Source organism: Paenibacillus sp. D51F, from assembly GCF_053345695.1.
Window position 1 is genome coordinate 185039 of record NZ_JBKFAO010000004.1, and the last position, 26941, is coordinate 211979.

Below are 26941 nucleotides of genomic sequence, written 5' to 3' on the forward strand. Positions count from 1 at the left end.
TTACAATCCCTCCCGCTTGCTCATCATATAGGCCGAGGCTGCCAGCAGCAGCACGGCAAGACCGGCGTTGAGGCCGATGGTCTGAAACACTTGGGTGTTGTCGCCGAGGTAGATCATATTGTTCAAGGCCATGTTCGCCCACCGGATCGGGGACAGGCTGGCGGCAATGCCCAGCAGGCTGTTCTTCTCGACCACTCCGATCGGGAAGTACGCGCCGCCGAAGAAGGAGGCAGCCTGCACCGCCAGGGAGATCAGACCGCCCGATGCGCTCGACTTCAGGAGATAGCTGACCGCAAGCCCCAGGCTGGTCGACAGCACGACGACGGAGAGCAGGACGAGCAGGACGAGAGGCAGGTTGTCGCCCCAGTAGGCATGGTAGACGAGCTTGCTGAACGTAATGACGACAAGCACGCAGAGCATGTTGACCGCCAGATTGCCCAGCACCTTGCCGGCAAAAATCTCTCCCTTGCGCACAGGAGCGGCCACCAGGCGCGCCGCCGTGCCCTGCCTGATCTCGCTCTTGACGAGGTTGGCCGCCGACATCGCGCCCCACAGGGCGATCATGACGGTCAGCGCGACCGCGTAGTAATCCATCGAGCCCGGCATGCGGTCCAGATCCAGCGACAGCTCCTTCACGTACCCGCCGGAAGGCGCCGGCTGGAATGCGGAGGCAGCCTTGGCCGGATCGGCCGCCGCGATGGCGGCTGCGGCATTGTAGCGGTCGGCATAGGCCGAGAGCATGCCTTGGGTCATGTTGCTCGCGACGGCGTTGCGGTCGCTTCCATACAGCTTGATGCCGCTGTTCGCCACGATTGCATAGTCGTCATAGTTGTTCTTCTCCACTTCCGCCGCCCCGTCCATGCCGGGCTTCAAATCCGTGAAAGCAAAGCCGGATTTCTCCATCTCCGCCCGGAATCCCGCAAATCCCTGCTGCGCGGCGCCGCTGCTCTGATCCTGCACCAGCACGCGGATCGTATCCATGGAAGCTGTCGTGCTGAACGCATTCGTAAGGGCCGTGCCGAGCACCAGCATCAGGACAAGCGGAAAGGCGAGCATGAAGAACAGCGTGCGCCGGTTCCGGAAGCTCAGGAGCATTTCCTTGAGCGCGATTTGGATGACATTCATCTCGACACCTCCTATTGGTCCCGCAGGCTGCGGCCCGTCAGCGTCAGGAAGACCGTCTCGAGATTCGGCTCTTCTTCCTGCAATGCCTTCACTTCGGCGCCGCCGTCCATCAGCGACTTCAGAATCCGGTTCAGATTGTCCACGGCCGCGTCGCTCTGAATGCTCAGGCGCCCTTCCTTCTCGTTCACCGCGCGCACGCCGGGAATCCGGCTGAGGCTCTCGAGGCAGTAAGCCGAGCCCGGCTTCAGCTCGATCGACAGATCCTTGACATCCGTAATGATCGCCTTGAGCTGCTCCTTGGTGCCGTCCGCGATGATCTTGCCATGGTCGACGATGGCGACCCGGGAGCAGATCTCTTCGACCTCCTCCATGTAGTGGCTCGTGTAGATGACCGTGCAGCCGGATTCGTTGAGCTTCTTCACCGACTCCAAAATGTAGTTCCGGGACTGGGGATCGATGCCGACGGTCGGTTCGTCCATGATGATCAGGCTCGGCTTGTGCGCGATGGCGCAGGCGATGTTCAGCCGGCGCTTCATGCCGCCGGAGAAGGTGGAGGGACGGCTCTTGGCGCGGTCGCCGAGGCCGACGAATTCGAGCGCTTCTTCGGTCCGCTCCTTCAGCAGCTTGCCCCGCAGGCCGTAGAGGCCGGCGAAGAAGGCCACATTCTCATAAGCGGTCATGTCGTCGTAGATGGCCAGGTCCTGCGGCACGATGCCCAGGTTCGTCTTGGCGTGGCGGCTATGCTTGCGGCTGTCCTTGCCGAGGATGCGGATCTCGCCCGCGCTCGGCTGCAGCAGCGAGGAGATCATGTTGATCGTCGTGCTCTTGCCCGCTCCGTTGGACCCGAGGAAGCCGAAGATCTCGCCTTCCTTCACGTTCAGAGTCATATTGTCCACCGCGACGAAATTTCCGAATTTTTTGGTCAGACCTTGAATTTCCAACACGTTCATTGATCCCCACTCCGTTTCCCTCAACCATTTGATGCTCTCAGTATAAGAAAAAAGGATGCCCCTATGTCAGTGCATAAGTTCATCCTTTGGATATGAGAAATCTCATGTTCTTGCGGAGGGCAGCCGTCCGGGGGACCATGAATTTCTTCATGTATCCCTTCCTTGCGATGGCTTCTCCCCGCATGGCAGCAGCGTCGTGACGCTGAAGCCGCGGCTGCCGTCCGCGACGACGGTGCCTCCGACCGAAGCCGCCCGCTCCTCCATGCCCTTGAGTCCAAGCCCCTTGACGATCTTGTCCTTGCCCCGCCCGTTGTCCGTCACGACCGCCTTGATGTAGCGCTTCAGCACGCTGACCTCGACATGAACGGCCGTCGCGCCGCTATATTTGAGAGCATTGGTGAGCGATTCCGTCACGTTGTCCTGGATGATCTTCCAATAAAGAGGCCCGATGGACTCTAGATCGCCGCTCCCGCTGACCCCCGCCTGCAGGCCGCTGCTCATCCCGAAGCTCTCGACCTTCTCGCGCAGCCGGCTCATCCCGAGCTGCTCCGTCGGAGGCTTGAGGCGATGCAGCGTCAGCCGGATCTCCTCGATAGCCCCCTTGGAGATGCCGATCGCATTGTCCAGCAGCTGCCCCGCCCGCTCCGGATCCCGTGCCAGAAGCATTTTCGCCGCCTCCATCTGGATGAGGGCGCCGGTCATGGAATGGCCGACGCCGTCATGGATTTCCTGCGACAGCCGGTTGCGCTCCTCCAGCTTGTGCGTGTACTCGGAGTTCCGCTGCAGCTCCTGCCCGTCGCTCAGGCGGCGGGCCAGCCTCTCCTGCTTCATGCGCAGCCGGTCCAGCTCCTCCTCGAGGCCGATGGCCTTCATGAGCTGCGCCGAGTACAGCAGATAATGGAACCAGGCCGCAACGGCTACGAAAACATAGCCGACAAGCAGCCCGTCCCGGAGAAAGAGCAGGGGCAGGAGCGATCCCGCCTGCAGCATGGCTCTCCGCCTGCCGTGCAGAAAGGCCAGCTCGCAGGCGCTGAAAGGCAGCAGCAGCACGAACAAGGGGCTGCCGTATGCGCTCGCGGCGAGCACGAACAGGATGACCGCCGCAATGGCGCCGGTTTTGGCGTTGATGTGGCCAAGCAGGCGAACCGACATGCTTAGCGCGATGTAGAGAAGCGCGAGAAGCATGAGCAGCGACGAATGCGCCGCGGTCCCGTCGGCGAAGTAGGCTGATGCCATGATGAAGGCCAGCGCAAGCAGCTTGTTGCCCATCGTCCACAGCTGCATGGCGTCAGGAAAGCTTGCCCGTGAGATAGTAGATCGCGATCTGCGTCCGGTGCTCCAGGGCTGTCTTGTTCAAAATGGAGGTGATGTAGTTGGCGATCGTGCCTTCGGAGATGAACAGCTCGCGGGAAATTTCCTTGTTGGACCGCCCCTTCGCGATCCGGGCCATGACTTCGAGCTCCCGCTCCGTAAACAGGCTGCGGTCGATCGCCGGCTCCGGAGCCGCCGGGGCGGCGGGAGCGGTCAGGCCGGCTCTCAGCTTCTCCAGCACGGCGTCCTGCAGCACGCTGTGGCCGCCATGGACGCTGCGGATCGCAGCCGCGATCTGCTCCGGGTCGTTGTTCTTGAGCAGATATCCCTTGGCGCCGCTGCGCACCGCATCGAGAATATAGGCGTCATCGTCGAAAGTCGTCAGGATGAGCGGCTTCGCCTGCGACCCCTCCGAGATGAGCCGGGCGGCTTCCACCCCGTTCATGTTCGGCATCCGCACGTCCAGCAGCGCCACATCCACCTCATTCGCCTTGCAGTAGTCGACGGCCTGGAGGCCGTCCTCGACCGCGGCGACGATCTCGAACTCGCCGAAGCTGGCGAGGATGATGCGCATTCCTTCCCTGATGAATGAATTGTCGTCGGCAATCAGCACCCTGATCATCGGTATTCCTCCCTATGGCGTCCGGTGCCTGTTTCCACAGGCTTTAAGTGGTAGTTTACCATGAAAAGGAAAGCCGCGAAGATACTAATTGCCCCAGGCCGGGCATATACATGACGAACGATGCCTGATGGGAGGACTGCCCGTGAAAAGGCTGCATCTGATGCTGATCATTCTCCTTGCCCTGCTGCTCGCCGCTTGCGCCGCATGGGGAGCTCTATGGATATACGGCTCCAAAACGACCGTTCCCTCCGGCACCGCGGCGGGAGGGCTGCCTGTCGGAGGCTTGCCGAAGCAGGAGGCGCTGCGGCTGCTGCAAGCGTACGGAGAAGCGATGGATGGCCGCGCGGTCATCCTGATGGACGGAGGAGGCCTCGCCTCCTTCAACGCGGACAAGCCCCCGGCCTCAGCCGGCGGGGGCATTGCGGCAAGCCGTATTCCGAACGAAACCGGCAGCGCCGAAGGAATTGCCGGCGGCATACCTGCGGCCGATGCGCCCGGCAGCCTGGCGGCCGTGGCGGCCCGCAACGCGCCTGGCGGCCTGGAAGCCGAAGCGGCCCGCAGCGCCTCCTGGACGCTGCGGGCGCTCGGGTTCCGGCTCCGGCTGGAGGAAGCGGAGGCTGCGATCCGCCGGCTGGCCACAGGCTCCGCGTGGAGCCGGGCCAAGTACCGCTGGCATTGGGACCAGCGGCTGCAGGCGAAGCTCGAGTCCCGCCGCGGGACGTTCGATGCCGCGCTGCGCAGGGAATGGGGCTTCTACGACGAGCGGCAGCCCGTCGACGCGATGCGGACGATTGCCCCGGATGACCGAGTCGTGTACACGCAGGGGCGGAGCGTCCTCCACCTGGATCTGGACCGGCAGTACGCCCAGGTCAGAGCTTGGGCGATGCTTGGCGGGATTGCCGCGTCAGAGCTGCAGGATTCGCGCCTGCCCTCGGCTCGTTCCCTGACAGGGCTCAAAGGCAAAGCGCTGCTGAAGCAGCTGGGCGTCAGCCCCGTTCTGGAGGGAAGGCTTCAAATGAAAGCGGTGCTCCCCAAGGTCACGCTGGCGTCGCTGCGGGAGGAAGGAATCGATCGGCTGATCGCCAGCTTCACAACCGACTACAGCGCCAGCTCCCAGGGAAGGGCGTTCAATGTCTCGGAGACGGCCCGAACTCTGAGCGGCTGGATCATGAAGCCGGGCGACGTCTTCGATTATGGAGAGATCATCCGAATCACGGAGCGCGAGACCGGCTACCGGGAAGCGCCCGTCATTCTGAACGGCCAGCTCGCCCCCGGCATCGGGGGCGGCATTTGCCAGGTGTCCAGCACGCTCTACAATGCCGTGCTGCTGGCCGGCCTCGACATCGTGGAGCGGCGCAACCATTCGCTTCCCGTCTCCTATCTCCCTCTGGGGCGGGACGCTACCTTTGCCGATGGCGTCATCAACTTCCGGTTCCGCAATTCCACCGGCAAGCATATTCTCATCCAGACAAGCTCGGGCGATGGAAAGCTGACGGTCAAGCTATACGGCACGCTCTCCCCCGACGTCAAGTATGAGATCCGATCCGAGACCGTCCGATCCCTCTCCCCTGCCGTTCAGCTGGAGCCGACCTCGCTGCTTGCTCCCGGCGAGAGCCGGGTTTTGACGCCGGGCAAAAGAGGTTATGTAGTCGATACGTATCGGATCCGTTATGTAAAGGGCAAAGAGACTTCGCGCCTCCGCATTTCCCGGGATACGTACAAAGCCCAGCCGGAAATCGTCGGCATCGGGCGGCAGCCGGAGCGCGCGGCATCCCCGTCACCCGACGGCTTGGACTCCGGTCCGGCTATTGGCGGCACGGACCTGCCGGAAGTTCCATCGGCAGGCTTGCTGGAGGACGGCATCCGGCTGCTGCCATAGCAGCCGATGCCAATGCTCCTCGTCTTCAGCCGATGAGCGCGTGCTTGTCATCGGCGCGGCGGGGATATTGGCCTTCAGCCGATGACGATAGCTGCCGCATGGAGGTGATGGAGGTGTTCGCCTTCAGTCCATGACTGCGCAGTAGTCCATGACTGCGCAGTAGTCCATGACTGCGCAGTCGGTTGCAGCGAGGCCAGAATTCCGCGCCTTCAAGCGATGACCGCAGCCGCCGCATCGCTGCCGCCGGGATAATAACGGTCCACCGGGGCCGGCTTGCCGAACAGATAGCCCTGGAACAGCTGATAGCCATGCCGCTTCAGCCATTCGAAATCTTCTTGCTGCTCGACTCCTTCTGCAAGCGGGACGGCGCCGGCCTGCAAGGCCGCTTCCAGAAACGAAAGCGCGGAGCGCTGCTTGTCCGCATCCTGAGCGACGCCTTGCACATTCTGCATATCCAGCTTCATGTAATGGGGGCTCAGCTCCTCCAACAGATCTGCCGTGCTGTATCCCGCACCCGTATCGTCCAGGGCGCACTGGAATCCCCGCTCGCGGTAGTAGGCCAGAATCCGCTTCAAATGCTCCGTGTCCTCGACCTTGTCCGTCTCCACCACTTCGAAGACGAACAGGGAAGGATCCGCTCCAAGCTTCGCCGCAAGATTCACGGTCGTCCGGAGGCAATATTCGGGAGCGTAGATGGATGTCGGGACAAAATTAATGAAAGCTCTTGTTTTCAAAGGAGCCGCATGCCTGACCGCAGCCATTCGGCAAGCTTTGTCCAGCGCGTACAGACGCCCCCGCTCCCGGGCCGCCTGGAACATTTCGCCCGGGTAGATCAAGGTCCCGTCCTCCCGGATGAACCTCGCCAGGAACTCATAGGCGTACAGCTCCCCGCTCCCGTTGACGATCGGCTGGATATGGCAGATGATCCGCTTCTCCCGGATCAGGTCGTCGACCCACTTCGTGCCGGCGATCGAGCCGGCTTCGGCCAAGGGCCTCCATCCTCCTTCGGCAGCAATCCGAAATGTAATCATCTCGGCGTCGGCATGGTCCCGGCAAAAATCCAGCATGCCCGGCAACTCCGTTTCCGATATCCTCAGTATGTTGTCCTCGAAAACCGCGCCTTTTCCTTGACTCCTCAGTTGATCTGCCGCTTCGCGGACGGCGAGCAGACTTTCCTCTCCGCCGCAGCGAAGCTCGATTCCCAACGGTTCCATCCTGCAGCTTGAGCATTCCACCCATACCCGCTCCTAATCTTATAATCCAGCCTCGGCCAAGAGGGCCAGTCTCCCCAAATTATTTTCATTTCGATAAATATATTCTTTTTCCAGATATATCCGAAAAGGGAATGGCAACTTTTTCTATACCCGTTTCTCCCCATGTTGAAACAATCGAAGAGAAGAAATTTTTTTCCTTCTTCAAAAAAAGCTTACCAACCATCTGCACTTTGCCGTTATATACAAAAAGGAAACCGGCTTGCCGCCGTCCGCCGATTGTCTAAGGAGATCAACCGCCGATGCCTATCCTTCACAGCTCCTATAACATGCCGCTTGCTGTCCTATCCATCCTGATCGCCGTGATCTCATCGTTCACGGTTCTTGATCTTGCCATATTGATCGACAAGGCCAAAAAACGCACGCGCTACATCTGGACCCTTTCCGGCGCCGTCGCGATGGGGCTCGGCATCTGGTCGATGCATTTCGTCGCCATGCTGGCCATGCATCTGCCCGTCCGGGTCACCTATCATCCGATGCTGGTCCTGGTATCCATCGTACCGGCGATATTCGCCTCCGGCCTTGCCTTGATCACCGTCAGCGGCTCGTCTCTTCCTGTCCTGCGCTCATGCTCGGGCGCCGTGCTGATGGGAGCCGGGATCGTTTCCATGCATTATACCGGCATGAAGGCCATTGTCGTCGAGGCGCATGTGACCTACAACATCCTTCTGGTAGCGGCATCATGCGCCATCTCCGTCCTGGCTTCCCTGGCCGCCCTTCATCTGATCTTCGCCATCAAGCAGCGCTCAGGCACTCCCGGCGTGTGGAGATTCAAATCCGCCGGGGCGGTCCTGATGGGGCTGGCTGTCGCCGGCATGCACTATACGGGCATGGCTGCCGCTTCCTTCCACCATATGGGCGGCGCTCCCGCCGGCCACCACTCTTCGATGGACAACACGCTTCTCGCTTATGCGATTTTCATCGGCATGCTCGTCATCCTGGGCCTCGTCTTCATCAGCACCTACTTGAACCGGCGCTTCGAATCCCAGTCGATGGAGTCCGAACGCAAATTCAAATCCGTCGTCGAATCCGCCAGCGACGCCATCATCCTCGCCGACAGCCGGACAATCATCCAGTCCTGGAACAAGGGAGCCGAGCGCATCTTCGGCTACTCCGAAGCCGAGGCGGCCGGCAAGCCGCTGGAGATGATCATTCCCGACCGCCTGCGCGACGAGCACCGCAAGGAAATCGCTCCCTATGCTTCGACGCTTGCTCCCGACGGGTCCGGAAGCGTGCTGGAGCTGTCCGGGCTGGGCAAGGACGGAGTGGAATTCCCGATTGAAATGTCTCTGGCATCATGGACCGAAGACGGAAAGAAGTACTTCAGCAGCATTATCCGGGACATCACCGAACGGAAAAAAGCCGAGCAAAAAATCAACCAGATGGTTTATCTCGACGCTCTCACCGGATTGCCCAATCGCCTGCTGCTCGGAGACCGGCTCAAGCAATCGCTTGAATTCGCCAAGGAGACAGGCCACCAGGTCGGCATCCTGTTCATCGACCTGGACCGGTTCAAATATGTCAACGACACGCTCGGACACTCTACAGGCGATCTGCTGCTAATCCAGGTATCGAAGCGGCTGCGGGACTGCGTCGACAGCGGCGATACCGTATCGCGTCTGGGAGGAGACGAGTTCATCATCCTGCTGCCGGGCACGACCTCGGATGAGATCAGCCGCAAAGCCCGCCTCATCGTCAAAAGCTTCACCAAGCCGATCCTGATCTCCGGGAACGAAATGTTCGTCACCCCTTCAATCGGAATCAGCGTGTACCCCGGCGACGGCCAGACCCAGGAGACGCTCATCCAGAACGCCGATACGGCCATGTACCGCGTCAAGGAGCAGGGCAAGAACCACTTCCAGTTCTACACGCCGGAAATGAACGAAGCGGTCACCCACAGGATGAAGCTGGAGCACGGCCTGCGCAAAGGTCTCCAGAGAGGCGAGTTCAAGGTTCACTATCAGCCTCAGGTCGACATCATGTCGGGCATGATCGTCGGTCTCGAGGCGCTCGTCCGCTGGAAGCATCCGCAGTGGGGCCTTATCTCCCCGGCCGATTTCATTCCTCTGGCCGAAGAAACCGGCCTCATCATCCCGATCGGGGAATGGGTGCTGCAGGAATCGTGCCGCCAGAACAAAGCCTGGCAGGACGAGGGCTACGAGCCGATTCGGATCGCCGTCAACATTTCCTCCCGCCAATTCCAGCAGAACGACTTTGCCGAGATGGTCAGCGCGACGCTGGAGGCGACCGGCATGGATCCGCAGTACCTTGAGCTCGAGCTGACCGAAAGCATCGTCCAGAACTCGGAGAAAGCGATCTCGATCATGCACAGGCTCAAAGCGATGGGCATCTGCCTGTCGATCGACGATTTCGGCACCGGCTATTCCTCGCTGAGCTACCTGAAGCTGTTCCCGATCGACAGCCTCAAAATCGATCGCTCCTTCACGCGCAACCTCCTCCAGGATGCCAAGGACGAAGCGCTCGTCCATACGATCATCAACATGGCCCACAACCTCGGGCTCAAGGTCATCGCCGAAGGCGTGGAAACCGACGAGCAGCTGCAGTATTTGCAGCAGCGCCAATGCCATGAAGCCCAAGGGTATTTCTTCAGCCAGCCGATCCCGGCCGAAGAGCTTCCAGGCTTGCTGAATGCGACAAGCGCCTAATTCGGGCGAGCAGGAGCGACCTCGCTTCAATGGAGGGAACTCCCCTGCAGCAAGGATGGAAACCAACCAAAGCCTGCATCCGCAAGACAAAGAGCGCCTGCGTCCGTCGACGCCCGGCGCTCTTTTTTTATGCTGCACTATGCCGGCTCGCGCATCCAGCCGCAGACTTCAGAGCCCCATCTTACCGTGAAGAAAGAGCGCTCAAAGGAATTATGTTCAAACAGGCTTCACTCGGAGTTGCTCCGGTGCTCTTTAGTGCTCCGATACTCTTTGGTGCTTGGGTGCTCTTTGGTGATTGGGTGCTCTTTGGTGATTGGGTGCTCTTTGGTGATTGGGTGCTCTTTGGTGATTGGGTGCTCTTTGGTGATTGGGTGCTCTCTGTGCTCGGGTGCCTTTGATGCTCGGGTGCTCGAATGCTCAGCTGCGAAGCATGAAGTCCAATACCGCCAGAGCCGCCAGATGGGCAGGATAGAAAGATCTCCACAGCCAGCGGGGAACTTTCAGCTTGTCGAGCCCCTCGCGCCAGTCTTCTCCATAGGCGAGCAGCAGCGTCGGGGCGATGCTGAACAGCTGAAGCACCCACGATGATCCATATGCGGCGATGATCGCTACGTTCAGCAGCAGATGCAGCACCACCATCCTCTTCGGCCCTGCATACCGGAAGATCAGGATCAGCAGCAAGCCGTAGGCATTGTAGTCGAAAGGAAGCTCCTGCATGATGATGCAGGCTGCTGCCACCAGGAAGGCCGCGGCAGTCCCGCCGGCAATGCGCCGGCCTCTGCTTGAGCCGCTGCGTTCGCTGCCGGGAATGCCGGCTGGGCTGGCGCTCCACTCGAGCAGGCCATCGAGGGCGAAGATGACGAGCGCCGCGGCAAGCAGAGTAAAGATGACGTTGTAATGGCTCGTTCCGAACGCAAGCATGTAAGGAACCTGCGCGATGGCCGCGAGCAGCGCGAGCCTGCCGATGTATCGTTTTCGGGAGCGGGTCATCAGGCAGCCGACGGCGATTCCATAGGCGTAAATGGGAAATGCGATCCGCCCGACGATGCGCCAGCCTGTGGAGTCGGGGAAGAAAATGACGCCGATATGGTCGATGAGCATCGAGAAAATCGCCAGCAGCTGCATGAACGTCACCTCTTTCTCGAACTAGGCGTGAGTACGGTTAATGACATGGCCTGCCTTTGCTATAGATGATAAAGAATTCAATCCCCAAAATCCACCCCGCCGATGTTAGAGCGCCTCTCCTGTCCTCTCTGACCAATTCTCCCCTTACCGTCCCCCTCTTTCCCCCTCTTTTTCAACCCAAATACCTCCATCTATTTCCTTGTTCTCTCCTCTCCTCTCCTCTCCTCTCCTCTCCTCTCCTCTCCTCTCCTGTCCTCTCCTGTCCTCTCCTGTCCTCTCCTGTCCTCTCCTGTCCTCTCCTGTCCTCTCCTGTCCTCCCCTGTGGATCTCCTCCCTCTCCTCTCTTTCCCTGCCCTTTTCTCTCCTTGCTTTCTCCCTGCCCTCCGCCGAGCCTGTCTTGCCCGCTCCTCTGACCCTAGCCGCACGACGGCTTGTCCTGGAACGACAAGGAGCCCCATCCGCGCAAGGCGGACAGAGCCCTCTTCCCTTCGCTCCGATCGCAAGGCATCGCTTGCGGAGCTGCGCAGGCATGCAGCCTGCTAATTCTGCTTGGCGGAATACGCCTCTACCCAGCCAGCCGTCTCCGCGAGCACGGCTTCCGCGCGCCCGATGGCGGCTTCGACCTGCGGACGGGCTGTGCCGCCGTAGACGTTGCGCGCATTGACGACCGTCTCCGGCTGCAGCACCTCGTAGATGCGCTCGTCGAACAGCTCCGAGAACCCCTTGAATTCATCCAGCGTAAGGTCCAGCAGGAATTTGCCGTTCTCGATGCAGTACAGCACCGTCTTGCCGATCACCTCATGCGCCTGGCGGAAAGGCAGTCCTTTGCCGACAAGGAAATCGGCGATATCGGTCGCGTTGGAGAAGTCCTTGTTGACCGCCTCGCGCATCTGTCCGCCGTTCACCTTCATCGTGGCGATCATCGGGGCGAACAGGCGCAGCGCGCCGGAGAGCGTCTTCACCGTATCGAACATGCCTTCCTTGTCCTCCTGCATGTCCTTGTTGTAGGCGAGCGGCAGCGACTTCAGCACCGTCAGAAGGCCCGCAAGGTTGCCGTACACGCGGCCCGTCTTGCCCCGCACAAGCTCCGGCACGTCCGGATTCTTCTTCTGCGGCATGATGCTGCTGCCCGTACAGAAGGCGTCGTCCAGCTCCACGAAACGAAACTCCGTGCTCGACCAGAGAATCAGCTCCTCCGACAGGCGGGAAAGATGCATCATGATCATGGAAGCGTGGGAGAGGAACTCCAGGATGAAATCGCGGTCGCTGACCGCGTCAAGGCTGTTCTCGTATACACGGCCGAAGCCGAGCTGCTCCGCTACGTAATGGCGGTCGATCGGGAACGTCGTACCCGCCAGCGCGCCGGCTCCGAGCGGCAGCGTGTCGATGCGCTTGTAGCTGTCCTGCAGCCGCTCGGCGTCGCGGCCGAACATGCTGACGTAGGCCATCAAATGGTGGGCGAACAGGATCGGCTGGGCGCGCTGCAGATGCGTGTAGCCGGGCACGATCGTGTCCAGGTTCTCCTTGGCCTGGCCGATGAGCGCTTCCTGCAGGCTGCGCAGCAGGCCGACGAACTCGACGACGCGCCGGCGCAGGTACAGATGCATGTCCGTCGCCACCTGGTCGTTGCGGCTGCGGCCGGTATGCAGCTTGCCACCTACAGGGCCGATATCGTCGATCAGCGCTTTTTCGATGTTCATATGGATATCTTCGTCGGAGACGCTGTACTCCAGCTCACCCTTGCGGATGCGCTCCAGAACGCGGTTCAGCCCGCCCTTGATCGTCTCGACGTCCTCTGCCGGCAGAATGCCCTGCTTCCCGAGCATCGACACATGCGCCAGGCTGCCGCGCACGTCCTCCTCCGCCAATTCCTTGTCGAACGTAATCGACGCCGTGTATTCCTCGACCAGCTGGTCGGTCTGCTTCGTGAACCTTCCGCCCCACAGTTTGCTCATCGCCCTGCTCCCCCTTCGGATATGACAACGGGCTTGCGCGCCGGACTGGCGCAGCAAGCCCTTATGCTTGTTTTGGATTCATCGCCCGCCCTGCAAAGGCTCAGGCGCGTCGATCGGCTTTCGGCAACATTCAGGCAGCCCTTCGGGCCTGCTTGTCAGGACCGAAATCCTATTTCGCCAGGTCAGTCCTTGCGGCTCTGCCCCACGCCGGAGGAAACCTTCAGGCGCAGCGCGTTCAGCCGGATGAAGCCCGTCGCGTCGCCTTGGTCGTAAGCCTGCGACGGATCGGCCTCCATCGTAGCGATGTCCGGGTTGTACAGGCTGACCGGGCTTTTGACGCCGGCGCCGATGACATTGCCTTTGTACAGCTTGAGGCGGACGGTTCCGCTGACGTTCTTCTGGCTTTCATTGACGAGCGCCTGCAGCGCAAGCCGCTCCGGCGCGAACCAGAAGCCGTTGTAGACAAGCGTCGCGTACTTTGCGATGAGCGAGTCGCGCAGATGCATGACGTCGCGGTCCATCGTCAGCGACTCCATTTTGCGGTGGGCGCTGAACAGGATCGTGCCTCCCGGAGTCTCGTATACGCCGCGGCTCTTCATGCCGACGAAACGGTTCTCGACCATGTCGACACGGCCGATGCCATGCTTGCCACCCAGCTCGTTGAGCTTGTCCATCACCTGCAGCGGGCTCAGCTCTTCGCCGTTGATCGCGGTGCAGTTGCCTTGGTCGAAGGTCAGCTCCACGTATTCGGCCTTGTCCGGGGCGCGCTCCGGAGACACGCTGAGCACGTACATGCCCTCGTTCTCCTCCGAGCTCGGATCGAACCAAGGATCCTCCAGCATGCCGCTCTCGAAGCTGATGTGCAGCAGGTTGCGGTCCATGGAATAAGGCTTCGCTGCGGATGCCTGAACCGGAATGCCGTGCTTCTCGGCGTAAGCGATCATCTCGGCGCGTCCCGGGAACTGGGCCCGGAATTCCTCGCTGCGCCAAGGCGCGATGACCTTGATGTCCGGCGCCAGCGCAGCGGCTGTCAGCTCGAAGCGCACCTGGTCATTGCCTTTGCCCGTCGCGCCGTGGGCGATCGCGGTCGCCCCTTCGGCGCGGGCGATGTCGACCATGCGCTTGGCGATCAGCGGCCGCGCGATGGACGTTCCGAGCAGGTACTGCCCCTCATAGAGAGCTCCGGACTGGAACATCGGATAGATGAAGTCCTTGGCGAACTCGTCCTGCAGGTCGTCGATATAGACCTTGGAGGCGCCGGTCGCCAGAGCTTTTTCCTCCAGGCCGTCGAGTTCTTCCTTCTGGCCGATGTCGGCCGTGAAGGCGATGATTTCCGCGTCATACGTTTCCTTGAGCCACTTCAGAATGACGGATGTATCCAAGCCGCCCGAATAGGCCAGCACGATTTTTTCCTTTGCCATGTCGCTGTTATCGTCCTTTCCCTGTCCCTTCCGGAAGCTTCATGCCATGAGGCAGGCCCGGATCTGGATATAGTCGGAGCCGCCTCTACATGAGTGCGGCCATGATCGCTTTCTGCGCGTGCAGGCGGTTCTCCGCCTCGTCGAATACGATGGAATGCTTGCCGTCGATGACGCCCTCGCTCACCTCTTCGCCGCGGTGCGCGGGCAGGCAGTGCATGAACAGATAGTCGGCCTTGGCATGCTTCGTCAAGTCTTCATTGACCTGATAGCCGGCAAATGCCCGCTCGCGCTCCGCCTGCTCGGCCTCCTGGCCCATGCTCGCCCATACGTCGGTGTAGACGATGTCCGCTCCCTCGATCGCTTCGCGCGGATCGCGGCAGACGTGAATGACCGATCCCGTGCCCGCAGCGACGGCCTGGGTCTGCTTCACGATAGAGGCGTCCGGCTCATAGCCTTCCGGAGTCGCCACACTCATGTGCAGGCCGAGCTTGGCCGCGCCCATGAGCAGCGAATGCGCCATATTGTTGCCGTCTCCGATGTAGGTGACCTTGAGGCCTTCCAGCCTGCCCTTATGCTCCAGGGCGGTCTGGTAATCGGCCATGACCTGGCATGGGTGCTCGGAATCGGTCAGGCCGTTGATGACCGGCACGGTGGAAGCGCGCGCAAGCTCGATGACGGTGCGGTGCGCGAACGTGCGGATCATGATGCCGTCCAGATAGCGGGACAGCACCTGCGCCGTGTCCGAGATCGGCTCGCCGCGTCCGATCTGAAGATCGTTGCCGCTCAGGAACAGCGCATGTCCTCCGAGCTGGTACATGCCGACTTCAAAGCTGACCCGCGTGCGGGTGGACGCCTTTTCGAAAATCATGCCGAGGGTTTTGCCCTTGAGCGGATGATAGGCCTCTCCGGATTTCTGGACGCGCTTCAGCTCGATCGCCAAATCGATGAGGTAGCGGAGCTCCTCCGGCGTGTAGTCCGCCAGCGCGAGGAAATCGCGCCCTTTGAGGCCTGCCGCCAGCTCCTCGCTGCGGGCTCCGGCCAAGATAAGAGGTTGCTGCATCAATGGAACACCTGCTCTTTCTTTGCTCGCCGCCGGTCGTCCGGCGGCGCTTGGATTCGTGGGGATCGGGAACCTGTATCCCTTCTCGTTCCGGGATGTCTAGTTCTGGGATGCCGTGACCGTCTTCTCCTTGAGGACGGCGGCGATGATGCCGACCGCCTGATCGATCTCGTCATTGGAGACGAGCAGGTTCGGCAGCAGGCGGATGACGGTCGGGCCGGCAGGCACGACCAGCAGTCCGCTCTCGTGGATCGTCGCGATCACGTCGGCGACCGGTCCTGCGCATTCGATGCCGATCAGCAGGCCGAGCCCGCGGATCTGCGTCACCCACGGATTGCCGGCGAGCTTCTCGCGCAGCTGTCCGGTCAGGTAGCTGGCCGCGCCTGCCGCGCGGTCATACACTCGGTTGCCGGCGATTTCCTCGACCGTCGCCTTGACGACGGCGGAAGCAATCGGCGTTCCCCCGAAGGTCGTCGCATGGGAGCCCGGAGTGAACGCTTCGCGGAGAAATTCCTTCGCGAGGACGGCGCCTACCGGGAAGCCGCTTCCCAGGCCTTTGGCGGAGGTGAAAATATCCGGCTGCACGCCGTAATGCTCGTGTGCGAACAGCTTGCCCGTGCGTCCCATGCCGGTTTGCACCTCGTCGACAATCAGCAGAATGCCGTTATCCTTGCACAGCTTGACGATGTCGTGCAGGAACTCCGCCCGGACAGGCAGGACGCCGCCCTCGGCTTGGACGAGCTCCAGCATGATCGCGGCGGTCCGTTCGTTCACGGCAGCCTTGAGTGCGTCGAGATCGTCCATCGGCACGGTGGTGAAGCCTTCCGGCAGCGGCAGATAGCCTTCCTTGACCTTGTCCTGGCCCGTTGCCGTCAGCGTCGCGAGCGTCCGTCCATGGAAGGACTGGGAGAAGGTGATGATCTCGTACCGGTGCTCTCCCTTGATCTTCTGGAAGTACCGGCGGGCCAGCTTGATCGCGCCTTCGTTCGCCTCCGCTCCGGAGTTGCAGAAGAAGACCGCATCCGCGCATGTATGCTTCACGAGCAGCTCCGCTGCCGCTTCCTGCCCCGGAATATGGAACAGATTCGACACATGCCAGACTTCATCCAGCTGCTTCACGAGGGCATCCTTGATCACTTTCGGAGCATGGCCGAGGTTCGTGACGGCGAGGCCGCTCATGAAATCGAGATATTTCTTGCCGGCATCGTCCCAGAGCCAGCTTCCCTCGCCTTTGACGAGCGCGATCGGATATCTTGCGTAGGTTGGAAACAGTGCGCTGTTACTCATTGCAGATCCACCTCTCCCTATCGTTAAATGGACTCGCAGCCGGATGGCTGTTGTTGCGCTGACTCCTGGAGGTCGCTCCACGCCGGATGGCCCTTGGTGCGTCGAATCCTAGAGTCGCTCCGCCGCCGGATGGCTCTTGCGGTTGTTGAATCCTAGAGTTGCTCCGCTGCCGGATGGCCTTCCTGCTGTTGAATCCTGAATTCGCTCCGCTGCTGGATGGCCCTTGCGGTTGTTGAATCCTGAATTCGCTCCGCGGCCGGATGGCTCTTCCGGCTGTTGAATCCTAGAGTTGCTCCGCTGCCGGATGGCCTTCCTGCTGTTGAATCCTGAATTCGCTCCGCGGCCGGATGGCCCTTCCGATCGCTGTTGCCGCCAGATTTCATGAATAGATGAATTCAATGGTAGAAATCCGGCGGCAAAGGCGACCATTGTCATTTCTCCAGGGCCATTCCGGCCACTCCGCTCCGGGATTCAACCCCAAGGGCCACCCCGAATGCTTCGCTCCAGGCTTCAACCCAAGGTGCCTTCCCGGTTGCTTAGCTCCGGGCTTCAGCTCCAAGGCGCCAATTCGGCCGCTTCGCTCCGGGCTTCAGCTCCAAGGCGCCAATTCGGTGCTCCGCTCCGGGTTCTGGCTCCAAGGCGCTACTCCGGATGCTTCGCTCCGGATCAGCCTCAAGCTGCCGCTACAGGCAGGCTCCGCAGAGCGGATTTCTGACTCTGCTGATGGAGGGGCCAGCCAGCAGGCAGAGCTTCTTCTTCCATCCGAGCAAGGCGCAAGGACGAAGAAAGACGGAGGGACTCTGAAGAAGCGGAGCGTTCACATTTGAAGACCGGATTCCCCCATTCATGGGGTAAGTTCAAGGAATTCGGGCTTCAACAGCGATCGGAAGAGCCCTCCGTTTTCGGAGTCTGCTCCATCGGAAGAGCCCTCCGTTTTCGGAGTCTGCTCCATCGGAAGAGCCCTCCGTTTTCGGAGTCCACTTCCCGCTTCAGCCTGTGATGACTGTGCCGACGCCGCCCTCGAGGACCGCCCGGCTGAGAATGTCCGGCTCGGTGCCGCTGACAATGGTCACCTCGCGGACATTGCCGTGCAAGCAGGCGAGCGCCGCCCGCACCTTCGGGATCATGCCGCCATAGATTTCTCCGCTGGCGATCATCTCCTCGATATCGGCCGCGCTCACGCGAGGCAGGACCGTCTTGGCTCCGTCCACGGTGCGCATGATGCCCGGCACGTCGGTCACGACGATCATCCGCTCCACGCCCAGATGGGAGGCGACGGCTCCAGCCGCCGTATCGGCATTGATGTTGTAGCGCTGTCCGGCCGCATCGATGCCGACCGGCGCGATGACCGGGATGTAGCCCATTCCCATCACGCCTTCGATGATTTCCGCGTTGACGTCCGTCACTTCGCCGACATGGCCGACCTTGTCGGCATTGCCGACAGGCCTGGCCTGGATGAGCATGCCGTCGACGCCGGAGAGCCCGAGCGCCCGCGCTCCCGCGCCTTGGATGCGCCTGACGATCTCCTTGTTGATCGTTCCGGAGAGCACCATCTCGACGACGTCGAGCACTTCCTCCGTCGTCCGCCTGAGCCCGTCGACGAACTCGGTCTCGATGCCGAGCTTCTCCAGCGTCCCGGAGATGGCGGGGCCGCCGCCATGCACGATGACCGGCTTCACGCCCTGCTCCTGCAGGCGCCGGAGATCTTCGAAGAACGCGGCGGGAAGAGCCGCAAGCGTGCTTCCCCCGCATTTCATCACAAACCGCTGTTCCATCTGCCTCATGCTCCTTCATCCGCTTCATGCCGCTTATGCTCAAGCCGGTTGAAGCTTCATGCCGCTTATATTTTCGCCTGTTAACGGTTCCTGCTGTCAAGTGCGGTAAGCCGCGTTGATCCTTACGTAGTCATAGGTCAGGTCGCAGCCCCAGGCTACGGCCGCGCCGCCGCCGATATGGAGATCGACGATGATTTCCACCGTGTCGCCCTTCAAGTATTCCAGCGCCGCTTCTTCGTCGAAGGCGACCGGCCGGGATTCCTTGAGCGTCAGGATCGGTCCGAGCGAAATATCGACGGTATCCGGATCGAGCGGCTCGCCGGCCCGGCCAGCGGCCGCAATGATGCGGCCCCAGTTGGCGTCGGCGCCGAAGACGGCCGACTTCACGAGCGAAGAGCCGACGATCGTCTTCGCGATGGCAGCCGCCGACCGGTCGCTCTGCGCTCCGTTGACGCGGACCTCGACGAGCTTGGTGGCGCCTTCGCCGTCGCGGGCGATCGCCTTGGCCAGCACCTCGCATACATATCTCAGCGCATCGCCGAACGAATTCCAATCCGGATGCAGCGGCGTCAGCTCCTCGCCGCCGGCAAGGCCGCTCGCCATCGCGACCAGCATGTCGTTGGTGCTCGTGTCCCCGTCTACCGTAATCATGTTGAAGGTGCGGTCCGTAGCGGAGCTCAGCAGGCTTTGGAGAGCTTCGCTGCCGATATTGGCATCCGTCGTGACGAAGCCGAGCATCGTCGCCATGTTGGGATGGATCATGCCGGAGCCTTTGGCGGCGCCTGCCACATGAATCGTCCTTCCGCCGGCCTCGACGGCGACGCAGATCGATTTTTTCACAAGATCCGTCGTCAGGATCGCCTGGCAGAACTCACCCGCGCTCTGCTCGTCGCCCGCAAGCTGCTGCGGCAGACGGCTGATGCCTTCGCGCACGCGATCCATCTTGAGAAGCTCGCCGATGACGCCGGTAGAGGCCACCGCGATCTGCTCGGCCGGAATTCCGGCCGCTTCCGCGAAGGCGGAGCGCATCTCGTACGCATCGGCCTCTCCTTGCTTGCCCGTGCAGGCATTGGCGTTGCCGCTGTTCACGAGCAGCGCGCGCAGCCGTCCTCCCGCCGCCAGGCTTTCCCGGGTCACCTTGATCGGGGCCGCCTGCACCTTGTTGGTCGTATATACCGCCGCAGCCGCCGCAGGAACCTCGCATACGATCGCTCCCAGATCGTTGCGGCTCGTTTTTTTCAGTCCGCAGTGAAGCCCGCCCGCCCGAAAGCCTGCCGGTGTCGTAACGGAGCCGTCCTCGACGATCGTGAACGCCTTGCCTGCTGTCTCTTGTGTCATCGCGTAAATCGCATCTCCTTCTAGTGGGGTTCCGCCAGGGAATTAAGGATACATCGGGATGAACTGCAGGCCGGCATTCTCTTCCCAGCCCATCATTAGGTTGAGGTTCTGGATCGCTTGGCCGGCTGCGCCTTTGACGAGATTGTCGATGACCGACACGATCGTCACACGTCCCGTGCGGTTGTCGACGGCAAAGCCGATGTCGCAGAAGTTCGAGCCCGCGACTTCCTTCGTCGCCGGCATGACGCCTTCCGGCCGAATGCGCACGAACGGGCGGCCCTCATAGAACTGCCGATACAGCTCGATGAATTCCTGCTCGGTCCGCTTTTCCGCAAGCGTAGCGTACATCGTCGCCATGATGCCCCGCGTCATCGGAACGAGATGGGTCGTGAAGGTGGTGACGATATTCCTGCCTGCCGCATCGGACAGGACGCGCTCGATCTCCGGGATATGCTGATGCTTGTTGACCTTGTAAGCCTTGAAGTTCTCGTTCAGCTCCGAATAATGGGTGCCGAGGCTCGCTCCCCTGCCCGCGCCGGATACGCCGCTCTTGGCGTCGACGATCAGCGTGGACGGATCGATCCAGCCCGCCTTGATAGCCGGCACCGCACCCAGCAGCGTCGCTGTCGGATAGCAGCCCGGATTGGACAGCAGCTCCGCCCCGCGCACCTGTTCTCCGTAGATCTCCGAAAGGCCGAACACCGCCTTCTCCAAGTAGGCCGGGTCTGCCGCCGGCTTGCCGTACCACTGCTCATATACATCCGGCTGAGGCAGGCGGAAGTCTCCCGACAGGTCGATGACCTTCAGCCCTTCCTCCAGCAGCTGCGGCGCCATCCGGCTCGCCACTCCGGCCGGAGCGGCCAGGAAGACGACATCCGCCTTGCTCTTGATCTCTTTGGGGTCTACGCCATCCAGAACCCCGGGGAAAATATCCGACAGATGCGGATATCCGTCCGCAATCGGCGTTCCTGCGCTGGAAGAGGAAATGACCGAACTGACCTCCGCATACGGATGCGCCTGAAGCAGCCGGATCAATTCAACGCCTCCGTAGCCGGTTGAGCCTACAATGGCAGCTCTTATTTTTGTCCCCATCATTCAGCACTCCCCTTCTTCGCCCTGATTCCTGAGAGAAGCCGTCGCAGGCCTCTTATACCTGAATCATTATACGTTTATATTAATAATAATACAACCAGAAATGTGACTATCCTTTCCTTCTAGACCCGGCTTCCGCCTTCCTTCAAGAGAGCAAAAAAGACGCGGAAAGAATCCGCGTCTTCTCGGCATGAATGTTCAGTTCCTAACGGACGGCAGCGGCGACAGCTGCAGGCAGAACAGAAGATTGCTTCCGGCAGTTGGAGAGATCCAAATCTCTACGGACTCCTCGCTCGCGCCCGTCCGGTAGAGGACGCTGTTCGGATCGGTTGCCGCGGCCGCTCCCAGATGGGAGAACGTGACGACCGATCCGTTGACCAGCGCCGAGCCGCGGAACAGGCCTCCGCGCGGATTAAAGGTGAGCAGCGAATGGGGAGCCACGTGCTCCAGAACGATCTTGCACAGCACCCCGTAATTGCCGGAGTTCGTCGCCGGCGGCAGCTTCCGTCGTGTCCGGTAAGCGAGGAGCTGGACATATACGTACAGCACCAATAGAAGAGCGGCAAGCGTCTCCGTCAGGATGCCTCCTGTCGTCCAAATGAAGGAGGGATACACGGCGCCAATAAAGGCGGCCAGCAAACCGGCCCATCTGCCCGCAAGCATCGCGCCGAGCCGGAGCGTCGCCGTGCTGAGCAGCGCCTGGATGCAGCGGATCCACCGGTACGGAGCGTGAAAACCGGTAATCCGCCGCCTTGTATTTAATTGAATCCGGGAAATAAAAAAACACTTTCCCTAGCAAGCGGCGAATCCGGTTGGATTCAGCCGCTGCTCGGAAAAGTGCTGGATATCGATTCCATTCCTTATCTGAGCCGGATTACTCCAGCTTGAACCCGCGCCCCAACACCTCCGCCGTATGGCTGATGATGACAAAGGCTTCGGGATCGACCGTCTGCACGAGCCGCTTCAGCTCGGAAACCTCGTTCTGGCTGACGACGACCATCAGCACCGTGCGCGCATCCCCCGTATAGCCTCCATGCGCGTCCAGGCGCGTCAGCCCCCGGTCGAGATCATGCAGCACGGCGTCTGCCAGCTCTTCCGCACGGGAACTGATGATGAACGCGACCTTGGACAGGGCGAGTCCCGTCTGCACGATGTCGATCGTCTTCGTCGTCACGAACAAGCCGATCAGCGCGTACAGCGCATTCTCCGGCGAGAGGAACACTCCGGCCGCGGCGATGACAAGTCCGTCCAGGCAGGCGACGGACAAGCCGAGCGTAAGCCCCGAGTACCGGTGCAGGATTTGAGCCGCGAGATCCGTGCCGCCGGTAGAGCCGCGTCCTCTGAATACGAGTCCGAGGCCGAGGCCGACGCCTATTCCTCCATAGATCGATCCGAGCAGCGGACTGTCCGTCGGAGCGCCCCAGTGGGCCGTCAGCAGCACGAACAGCGGCATAATGGCAGAGCCGAACAGAGTCTGCAGGGCAAAGCGGCGTCCGAGCAGCAGCAGTCCCGCGAAGAACAGCGGAATATTGAGCGCCCACTGCGTATATGCGGGCGTGATGCCGTATAAATGCTGGATAATGACCGATATCCCCGATACGCCTCCGGAAGCGACCCCGTTGGGGAGCAGGAAGCAGTTGAAGCTGATGGCGATGATAAACGCTCCTGCGAGCAGCAGCAGCGTATTTGTGACGGGATGATTGATGACCGGTTTGGTCATGCGACGGGGCTTACGGCTCTTGCCGCGTTCCGCGCCTATCTGCATTTCCCTCGATGACCCTTCGTTCCTGTTGCTCACGAGTTTTCCCCTCTCTATCTCCGCCGGCCGCATGGAGAGCCCGGTTCCCAGAAGCCGGTTCCCCCTGCTCTGCCGCGGTAACGCAGAGCATGAATTCATTCCGCGCGAAAAAGAGTTCCACACTGTATCCAGTGTTGGAACTCTTCCGTGCTTCTATTCGCTGCGTGCCGAAGCGCCGTTCCTTGCTTGCCCTCAGGCTTCCGGCTGATGCCTGATCTGGTGGCGCAGATAGCCGTTGATGAAAGCATCGAGATCGCCGTCCATGACGGCGCCGACGTTGCCTGTCTCCACCGAGGTGCGATGGTCCTTGACCATGCTGTACGGATGGAAGACATAAGAGCGGATCTGGCTGCCCCAGGCGATCTCCGACTGCTCCCCGCGGATTTCGGCCAGATGCTTCTGCTGCTCCTCGATCTTGCGCTCGTAGAGCTTGGAGCGAAGCATCTTCATCGCCTGCTCGCGGTTCTGGATCTGGGAGCGCTGCGTCTGGCAAGCCACGACGATTCCGCTCGGTAGGTGGGTGATCCGGATCGCGGATTCCGTCTTGTTGACATGCTGGCCGCCGGCGCCGCTGGAGCGGTACGTGTCGACCTTGAGGTCATCCGGACGGATCTCGATCTCGATATCATCCTCGATCTCCGGCATGACGTCGCAGGAGACGAAGGAGGTGTGGCGGCGGCCCGAAGCATCGAACGGAGAAATCCGCACGAGCCGGTGAACGCCTTTCTCCGCCTTCAGGTATCCGTATGCATTGTAGCCCTTGATGGAGATCGTGACGCTCTTGATGCCGGCTTCGTCGCCGGGCAAATAGTCCAGCAGCTCCACCTTGTAGCCGTGCTTCTCCGCCCAGCGCGTGTACATCCGGTACAGCATCTGGCCCCAGTCCTGGGACTCCGTGCCGCCGGCTCCCGGATGCAGCTCCAGAATCGCATCCAGCCTGTCATAAGGCTGGTTGAGCAGCAGCTGCAGCTCGAAGTCGGCGATCTTGCCCATCAGGTCGGCCACGCCATCCGTCAGCTCGGCATCGAGAGATTCATCCTCTTCCTCGCCGGCCAGCTCCAGCAGCGTTTCCAGATCCTCCTGCTGGGAAGCGAGTCTGTCGTACAGCTCTACGACGGACTTGATTGCGTTCATTTCGGCGATGACCTTCTGCGCCTTCTCGTTGTCGTCCCAGAAATCCGGAGCGGTCATCTTCTCTTCATAGTTGGCTATGATCTCCTGCTTGAGATCTAAGTCAAAGAGACCCCCTGAGAGCTTGGAGCCGCTTTGCCGCCTCGCGCAGGTCTTGCTTAACCGTTACGTCGATCATGACAATGCTTCACCTCAAATTTTCGTCTATTCATGACAGGAGCCGGGAGCAGGCGCATATGACGCGTCTCTCCCGGCCTCTCATGCTGTTGGGACTGCTGGCCGTCAGGCAGTCATCCTGCCTTGCGGTTTACAGCCATCATGCGTTGCCGATCACACCATCTTGCGTTCCAGTCAGCCTGGACGCGCTGCGGACTCAGCTGCTTGCCGCGGCAGAGCCTGAACAGCTGCGGTGTTCCTTACTTGCAGTTGCAGAGCTTGAATAGCTGCGGAACTCCTTACTTGCCGTGGCAGAGCTTGTATTTCTTGCCGCTGCCGCATGGGCAAGGATCATTGCGGCCGATGCGCTCCTCGCGCTTGGCCGGACGCTGCTCGCGGCCTTCGCTGCTGCCGCCCATTTCCATGACCTGGCCTTTGACGACTTCCTGGCGCTCCAGGTTCTGCTCGACTTGGGCCTTCATGATGTACTTCGTGACTTCTTCCTGGATGGTGTCGATCATTTCCTTGAACATCTCGAAGCCTTCGAACTGGTACTCGCGAAGCGGGTCCGTACCGCCGTAAGCGCGAAGATGGATGCCCTGACGCAGCTGGTCCATGGCGTCGATGTGATCCATCCACTTGCTGTCCACGGCGCGCAGCACGATGACCTTCTCGAATTCGCGCATCGTCTCGCTGCCCATGGCTTCCTCGCGCTCGTCGTAGAGCGCCGTCAGCTTGCCGAACAGGAATTCGGAAATCTCCTCCGGCTCCTTGCCCCACAGATCTTCCTTCGTGACGGCTCCCTCGTTGAGGAAGGTCGCTTCGGCATAATCCACGATGGCTTGCAGATCCCAGTTCTCCGGAACCTCGTCCTTCGGACAATGGGCTTCGATGATGCGGTCGATGACCGGCTTGACCATATCCATGACGATATCGCGGATGTTCTCCGAGAACAGCACCTCGCGGCGCTGCTTGTAGATGATCTCGCGCTGCTGGTTCATGACGTCGTCATACTGCAGGACGACTTTGCGTGTGTCGAAGTTGTTGCCCTCGACGCGCTTCTGGGCGGATTCGATCGCCTTGGTGATGAGGCGGCTTTCGATCGGCTGGTCTTCCTCGAAGCCGAGACGCTCCATCATGCCCATGATATTTTCCGAGCCGAAGCGGCGCATCAGATCGTCTTCGAGCGACAGGTAGAAGCTCGAGGAGCCCGGATCGCCTTGACGTCCCGCGCGTCCGCGCAGCTGGTTGTCGATGCGGCGGCTCTCATGACGCTCCGTGCCGATGATATGAAGGCCGCCGATGTCATGCACCGTATCGCCGAGCAGGATGTCCGTGCCGCGGCCGGCCATGTTCGTCGCGATCGTGACGGAGCCGGCTTGTCCGGCGCGGGAGATGATCTCCGCTTCCTCAGCGTGGTACTTGGCGTTGAGGACCTTATGCGTGATGCCGCGCTTCTTGAGCATTTCCGACAGCTTCTCGGAGTTCTCGATCGATACCGTGCCGACGAGCACCGGCTGGTTCTTGCCGTGCCGCTCCACGATCTCCTCTACGACCGCCTTGAACTTGCCCATCTCGGTCTTGTAGACTACGTCCGGGCTGTCTTGACGGATCATCGTACGGTTCGTCGGTACTTGAAGCACCTCGAGGCCGTAGATCTTCTTGAACTCTTCTTCCTCCGTCTTGGCCGTACCGGTCATGCCGGCCAGCTTGCGGTACATCCGGAAGTAGTTCTGGAACGTAATCGTCGCGAGCGTCATGCTCTCGTTCTGGACCTTGAGGTCTTCCTTCGCCTCGATGGCCTGGTGGAGGCCGTCGCTGTAGCGGCGTCCGGACATGATCCGGCCCGTGAACTCGTCGACGATAAGCACTTCTTCATCTTGCACGACATAGTCTACGTCGCGCTTCATGATCGCATGCGCCTTGAGCGCCTGCTGGATATGATGGTTGAGCGTCACGTTCGCATGGTCGAACAGGTTCTCGACGCCGAACGCCTTCTCCGCCTTCTCGACGCCGGCTTCCGTCAGCATGACGGAACGCAGCTTGATGTCGACGGTGTAGTCGTCTTCATGCTTCAGGCGGCTGACGAATTTGTCCGCCGAATGGTACAGCTCCGTCGACTTGGCCGCTTGTCCCGAAATGATGAGCGGCGTACGGGCCTCATCGATGAGAATGGAGTCCACTTCGTCGATGATGGCGAAGTAGAGCGGCTTCTGAACCATTTGTTCTTTATAGAGGACCATGTTGTCGCGGAGATAGTCGAAGCCGAATTCGTTGTTCGTTCCGTACGTGATGTCGCAGGCATAAGCTTCCTGCTTCTCCTCATGGGAGAGGGAATGCAGGTTGCAGCCGACCGTCATGCCGAGGAACTCGTACAGCGGACGCATGATCTCGCTGTCGCGCGAGGCCAGATAGTCATTGACCGTGACGACATGCACGCCTTTGCCGAGAAGGGCGTTCAAATAAACAGGCAATGTTCCGACCAGCGTTTTGCCCTCGCCTGTTTTCATCTCCGCAATCTTGCCTTCATGCAGTGCCATGCCGCCAATCAGCTGCACATCGAAATGCCGCATGCCGAGAACGCGCTTGCCCGCTTCGCGGACCGTCGCGTAAGCTTCCGGCAGCAGGTCGTCGAGCTCCTCGCCGTTCTCGAGGCGGTCGCGGAATTCCTGAGTCTTGGCCCGCAGCTGCTCATCCGTCAATGCCGCAAACTCCGGCTCGATTCCATTTATCGCTTCGACCGTTCGCAAGAGCCGTTTTACTTCCCGCTCATTCGCGTCGCCGAATATCTTCTTCACCAGTCCGAGCATGGTTTTCCCCTTTCGTAAACCCACTTTGCCTTAATTTTAACAGTTAGCCGACCCTGTAGCAATGAGAGGAAAATCATTTCCAATAAGTAATGGGGCTTCTTCTTGATTTGGGCGATAAAAAGCTTGCGTACTAAAACAAATGACATCTTAGCTGCGCAAATATACCGCA

Annotated in this window: 21 protein-coding genes; 3 read left to right on the forward strand and 18 right to left on the reverse strand. The window is 60.7% G+C overall.

Features of this window, described 5'->3' with window-relative positions:
- The 4 genes from ACLBWT_RS09885 to ACLBWT_RS09900 form a co-directional block, all read right to left on the reverse strand.
- The gene (locus tag ACLBWT_RS09885; RefSeq protein WP_447662896.1) at positions 1–1125 is read right to left on the reverse strand and encodes an ABC transporter permease; all 1125 of its coding nucleotides are present in this window, start codon (positions 1123–1125) and stop codon (positions 1–3) included.
- 11 nt (positions 1126–1136) lie between these two features.
- On the reverse strand, positions 1137–2075 hold the full coding sequence (locus ACLBWT_RS09890; RefSeq protein ID WP_447662897.1) for an ATP-binding cassette domain-containing protein: 939 nt from the start codon (positions 2073–2075) through the stop codon (positions 1137–1139).
- Between the two features lie 147 nt (positions 2076–2222).
- Positions 2223–3359, reverse strand: coding sequence for a sensor histidine kinase (locus ACLBWT_RS09895; RefSeq protein ID WP_447662898.1), 1137 nt, complete (start codon positions 3357–3359; stop codon positions 2223–2225).
- A 4-nt stretch (positions 3360–3363) separates the two neighbouring features.
- A complete protein-coding gene (locus tag ACLBWT_RS09900) occupies positions 3364–4008 on the reverse strand; it encodes a response regulator (RefSeq protein ID WP_447662899.1) in 645 nt (214 codons plus the stop codon).
- Positions 4009–4150: 142 nt separating this feature from the next.
- Here ACLBWT_RS09900 and ACLBWT_RS09905 point away from each other — a divergent pair, with 142 nt between their 5' ends.
- Positions 4151–5887: a VanW family protein gene (locus ACLBWT_RS09905; RefSeq protein WP_447662900.1), complete on the forward strand. Its 1737-nt coding sequence runs from the start codon at positions 4151–4153 to the stop codon at positions 5885–5887.
- Positions 5888–6096: 209 nt separating this feature from the next.
- On the opposite strand, the gene ACLBWT_RS09910 is transcribed toward ACLBWT_RS09905, so the two are convergent.
- Positions 6097–7101: an EAL domain-containing protein gene (locus ACLBWT_RS09910; protein ID WP_447663104.1), complete on the reverse strand. Its 1005-nt coding sequence runs from the start codon at positions 7099–7101 to the stop codon at positions 6097–6099.
- Positions 7102–7400: 299 nt separating this feature from the next.
- Between ACLBWT_RS09910 and ACLBWT_RS09915 the strand changes: the two genes are divergently transcribed.
- Together ACLBWT_RS09915 and ACLBWT_RS09920 are read left to right on the forward strand one after the other, a co-directional pair.
- The gene (locus tag ACLBWT_RS09915; protein WP_447662901.1) at positions 7401–9824 is read left to right on the forward strand and encodes an EAL domain-containing protein; all 2424 of its coding nucleotides are present in this window, start codon (positions 7401–7403) and stop codon (positions 9822–9824) included.
- Positions 9825–9853: 29 nt separating this feature from the next.
- Positions 9854–10222 (forward strand): hypothetical protein, encoded by a 369-nt coding sequence (locus ACLBWT_RS09920; protein ID WP_447662902.1) that lies wholly within the window; start codon positions 9854–9856, stop codon positions 10220–10222.
- Positions 10223–10241: 19 nt separating this feature from the next.
- On the opposite strand, the gene ACLBWT_RS09925 is transcribed toward ACLBWT_RS09920, so the two are convergent.
- From ACLBWT_RS09925 to secA, 13 genes are all read right to left on the reverse strand, one after another.
- On the reverse strand, positions 10242–10949 hold the full coding sequence (locus tag ACLBWT_RS09925; RefSeq protein ID WP_447662903.1) for a TraX family protein: 708 nt from the start codon (positions 10947–10949) through the stop codon (positions 10242–10244).
- 144 nt (positions 10950–11093) lie between these two features.
- Positions 11094–11480, reverse strand: coding sequence for a hypothetical protein (locus tag ACLBWT_RS09930; protein WP_447662904.1), 387 nt, complete (start codon positions 11478–11480; stop codon positions 11094–11096).
- A gap of 8 nt (positions 11481–11488) precedes the next feature.
- Positions 11489–12904, reverse strand: a complete 1416-nt coding sequence (gene argH, locus ACLBWT_RS09935) for an argininosuccinate lyase (protein ID WP_447662905.1) — start codon at positions 12902–12904, stop codon at positions 11489–11491.
- A gap of 182 nt (positions 12905–13086) precedes the next feature.
- The gene (locus ACLBWT_RS09940; protein ID WP_447662906.1) at positions 13087–14325 is read right to left on the reverse strand and encodes an argininosuccinate synthase; all 1239 of its coding nucleotides are present in this window, start codon (positions 14323–14325) and stop codon (positions 13087–13089) included.
- 85 nt (positions 14326–14410) lie between these two features.
- Positions 14411–15385 carry an ornithine carbamoyltransferase gene (gene argF, locus ACLBWT_RS09945; protein ID WP_447662907.1) on the reverse strand — a complete coding sequence of 325 codons (975 nt, stop codon included), beginning with the start codon at positions 15383–15385 and terminating at the stop codon, positions 14411–14413.
- Positions 15386–15484: 99 nt separating this feature from the next.
- Entirely contained in the window at positions 15485–16672 is a 1188-nt protein-coding gene (locus tag ACLBWT_RS09950) for an acetylornithine transaminase (protein WP_447662908.1), read from the reverse strand.
- A 989-nt stretch (positions 16673–17661) separates the two neighbouring features.
- Positions 17662–18447 carry an acetylglutamate kinase gene (argB, locus tag ACLBWT_RS09955; protein WP_447662909.1) on the reverse strand — a complete coding sequence of 262 codons (786 nt, stop codon included), beginning with the start codon at positions 18445–18447 and terminating at the stop codon, positions 17662–17664.
- Positions 18448–18543: 96 nt separating this feature from the next.
- The gene (argJ, locus tag ACLBWT_RS09960) at positions 18544–19785 is read right to left on the reverse strand and encodes a bifunctional ornithine acetyltransferase/N-acetylglutamate synthase (RefSeq protein ID WP_447662910.1); all 1242 of its coding nucleotides are present in this window, start codon (positions 19783–19785) and stop codon (positions 18544–18546) included.
- Between the two features lie 42 nt (positions 19786–19827).
- Complete coding sequence (gene argC / locus ACLBWT_RS09965; RefSeq protein ID WP_447663106.1) at positions 19828–20877, reverse strand: N-acetyl-gamma-glutamyl-phosphate reductase; 1050 nt, start codon at positions 20875–20877, stop codon at positions 19828–19830.
- Between the two features lie 198 nt (positions 20878–21075).
- The gene (locus ACLBWT_RS09970) at positions 21076–21516 is read right to left on the reverse strand and encodes a hypothetical protein (protein WP_447662911.1); all 441 of its coding nucleotides are present in this window, start codon (positions 21514–21516) and stop codon (positions 21076–21078) included.
- A 235-nt stretch (positions 21517–21751) separates the two neighbouring features.
- Positions 21752–22597 carry a YitT family protein gene (locus tag ACLBWT_RS09975; RefSeq protein WP_447663107.1) on the reverse strand — a complete coding sequence of 282 codons (846 nt, stop codon included), beginning with the start codon at positions 22595–22597 and terminating at the stop codon, positions 21752–21754.
- Positions 22598–22867: 270 nt separating this feature from the next.
- Positions 22868–23984 (reverse strand): peptide chain release factor 2 gene (prfB, locus tag ACLBWT_RS09980; protein WP_447662912.1). Its coding sequence is split into 2 segments (ribosomal slippage): positions 22868–23911 and positions 23913–23984, totalling 1116 coding nucleotides; the frame shifts between segments, so codons are not numbered across the junction.
- Between the two features lie 277 nt (positions 23985–24261).
- Positions 24262–26772 carry a preprotein translocase subunit SecA gene (gene secA, locus ACLBWT_RS09985; protein ID WP_447662913.1) on the reverse strand — a complete coding sequence of 837 codons (2511 nt, stop codon included), beginning with the start codon at positions 26770–26772 and terminating at the stop codon, positions 24262–24264.
- Between the last annotated feature and the right edge of the window lie 169 nt (positions 26773–26941).

Bases quoted from the DNA above. Each gene is read 5' to 3' on its own strand.
- argC (WP_447663106.1), bottom strand. From the start codon at position 20,877: ATGGGGACAAAAATAAGAGCTGCCATTGTAGGCTCAACCGGCTACGGA.
- ACLBWT_RS09885 (WP_447662896.1), bottom strand. From the start codon at position 1,125: ATGAATGTCATCCAAATCGCGCTCAAGGAAATGCTCCTGAGCTTCCGG.
- ACLBWT_RS09920 (WP_447662902.1), top strand. From the start codon at position 9,854: ATGGAGGGAACTCCCCTGCAGCAAGGATGGAAACCAACCAAAGCCTGC.
- ACLBWT_RS09890 (WP_447662897.1), bottom strand. From the start codon at position 2,075: ATGAACGTGTTGGAAATTCAAGGTCTGACCAAAAAATTCGGAAATTTC.
- ACLBWT_RS09950 (WP_447662908.1), bottom strand. From the start codon at position 16,672: ATGAGTAACAGCGCACTGTTTCCAACCTACGCAAGATATCCGATCGCG.
- ACLBWT_RS09940 (WP_447662906.1), bottom strand. From the start codon at position 14,325: ATGGCAAAGGAAAAAATCGTGCTGGCCTATTCGGGCGGCTTGGATACA.
- argF (WP_447662907.1), bottom strand. From the start codon at position 15,385: ATGCAGCAACCTCTTATCTTGGCCGGAGCCCGCAGCGAGGAGCTGGCG.
- ACLBWT_RS09915 (WP_447662901.1), top strand. From the start codon at position 7,401: ATGCCTATCCTTCACAGCTCCTATAACATGCCGCTTGCTGTCCTATCC.
- argJ (WP_447662910.1), bottom strand. From the start codon at position 19,785: ATGACACAAGAGACAGCAGGCAAGGCGTTCACGATCGTCGAGGACGGC.
- secA (WP_447662913.1), bottom strand. From the start codon at position 26,772: ATGCTCGGACTGGTGAAGAAGATATTCGGCGACGCGAATGAGCGGGAA.
- ACLBWT_RS09925 (WP_447662903.1), bottom strand. From the start codon at position 10,949: ATGCAGCTGCTGGCGATTTTCTCGATGCTCATCGACCATATCGGCGTC.
- argB (WP_447662909.1), bottom strand. From the start codon at position 18,447: ATGGAACAGCGGTTTGTGATGAAATGCGGGGGAAGCACGCTTGCGGCT.
- argH (WP_447662905.1), bottom strand. From the start codon at position 12,904: ATGAGCAAACTGTGGGGCGGAAGGTTCACGAAGCAGACCGACCAGCTG.
- ACLBWT_RS09900 (WP_447662899.1), bottom strand. From the start codon at position 4,008: ATGATCAGGGTGCTGATTGCCGACGACAATTCATTCATCAGGGAAGGA.
- ACLBWT_RS09910 (WP_447663104.1), bottom strand. From the start codon at position 7,101: ATGGAACCGTTGGGAATCGAGCTTCGCTGCGGCGGAGAGGAAAGTCTG.
- ACLBWT_RS09930 (WP_447662904.1), bottom strand. From the start codon at position 11,480: ATGCCTGCGCAGCTCCGCAAGCGATGCCTTGCGATCGGAGCGAAGGGA.
- ACLBWT_RS09975 (WP_447663107.1), bottom strand. From the start codon at position 22,597: ATGACCAAACCGGTCATCAATCATCCCGTCACAAATACGCTGCTGCTG.
- ACLBWT_RS09895 (WP_447662898.1), bottom strand. From the start codon at position 3,359: ATGCAGCTGTGGACGATGGGCAACAAGCTGCTTGCGCTGGCCTTCATC.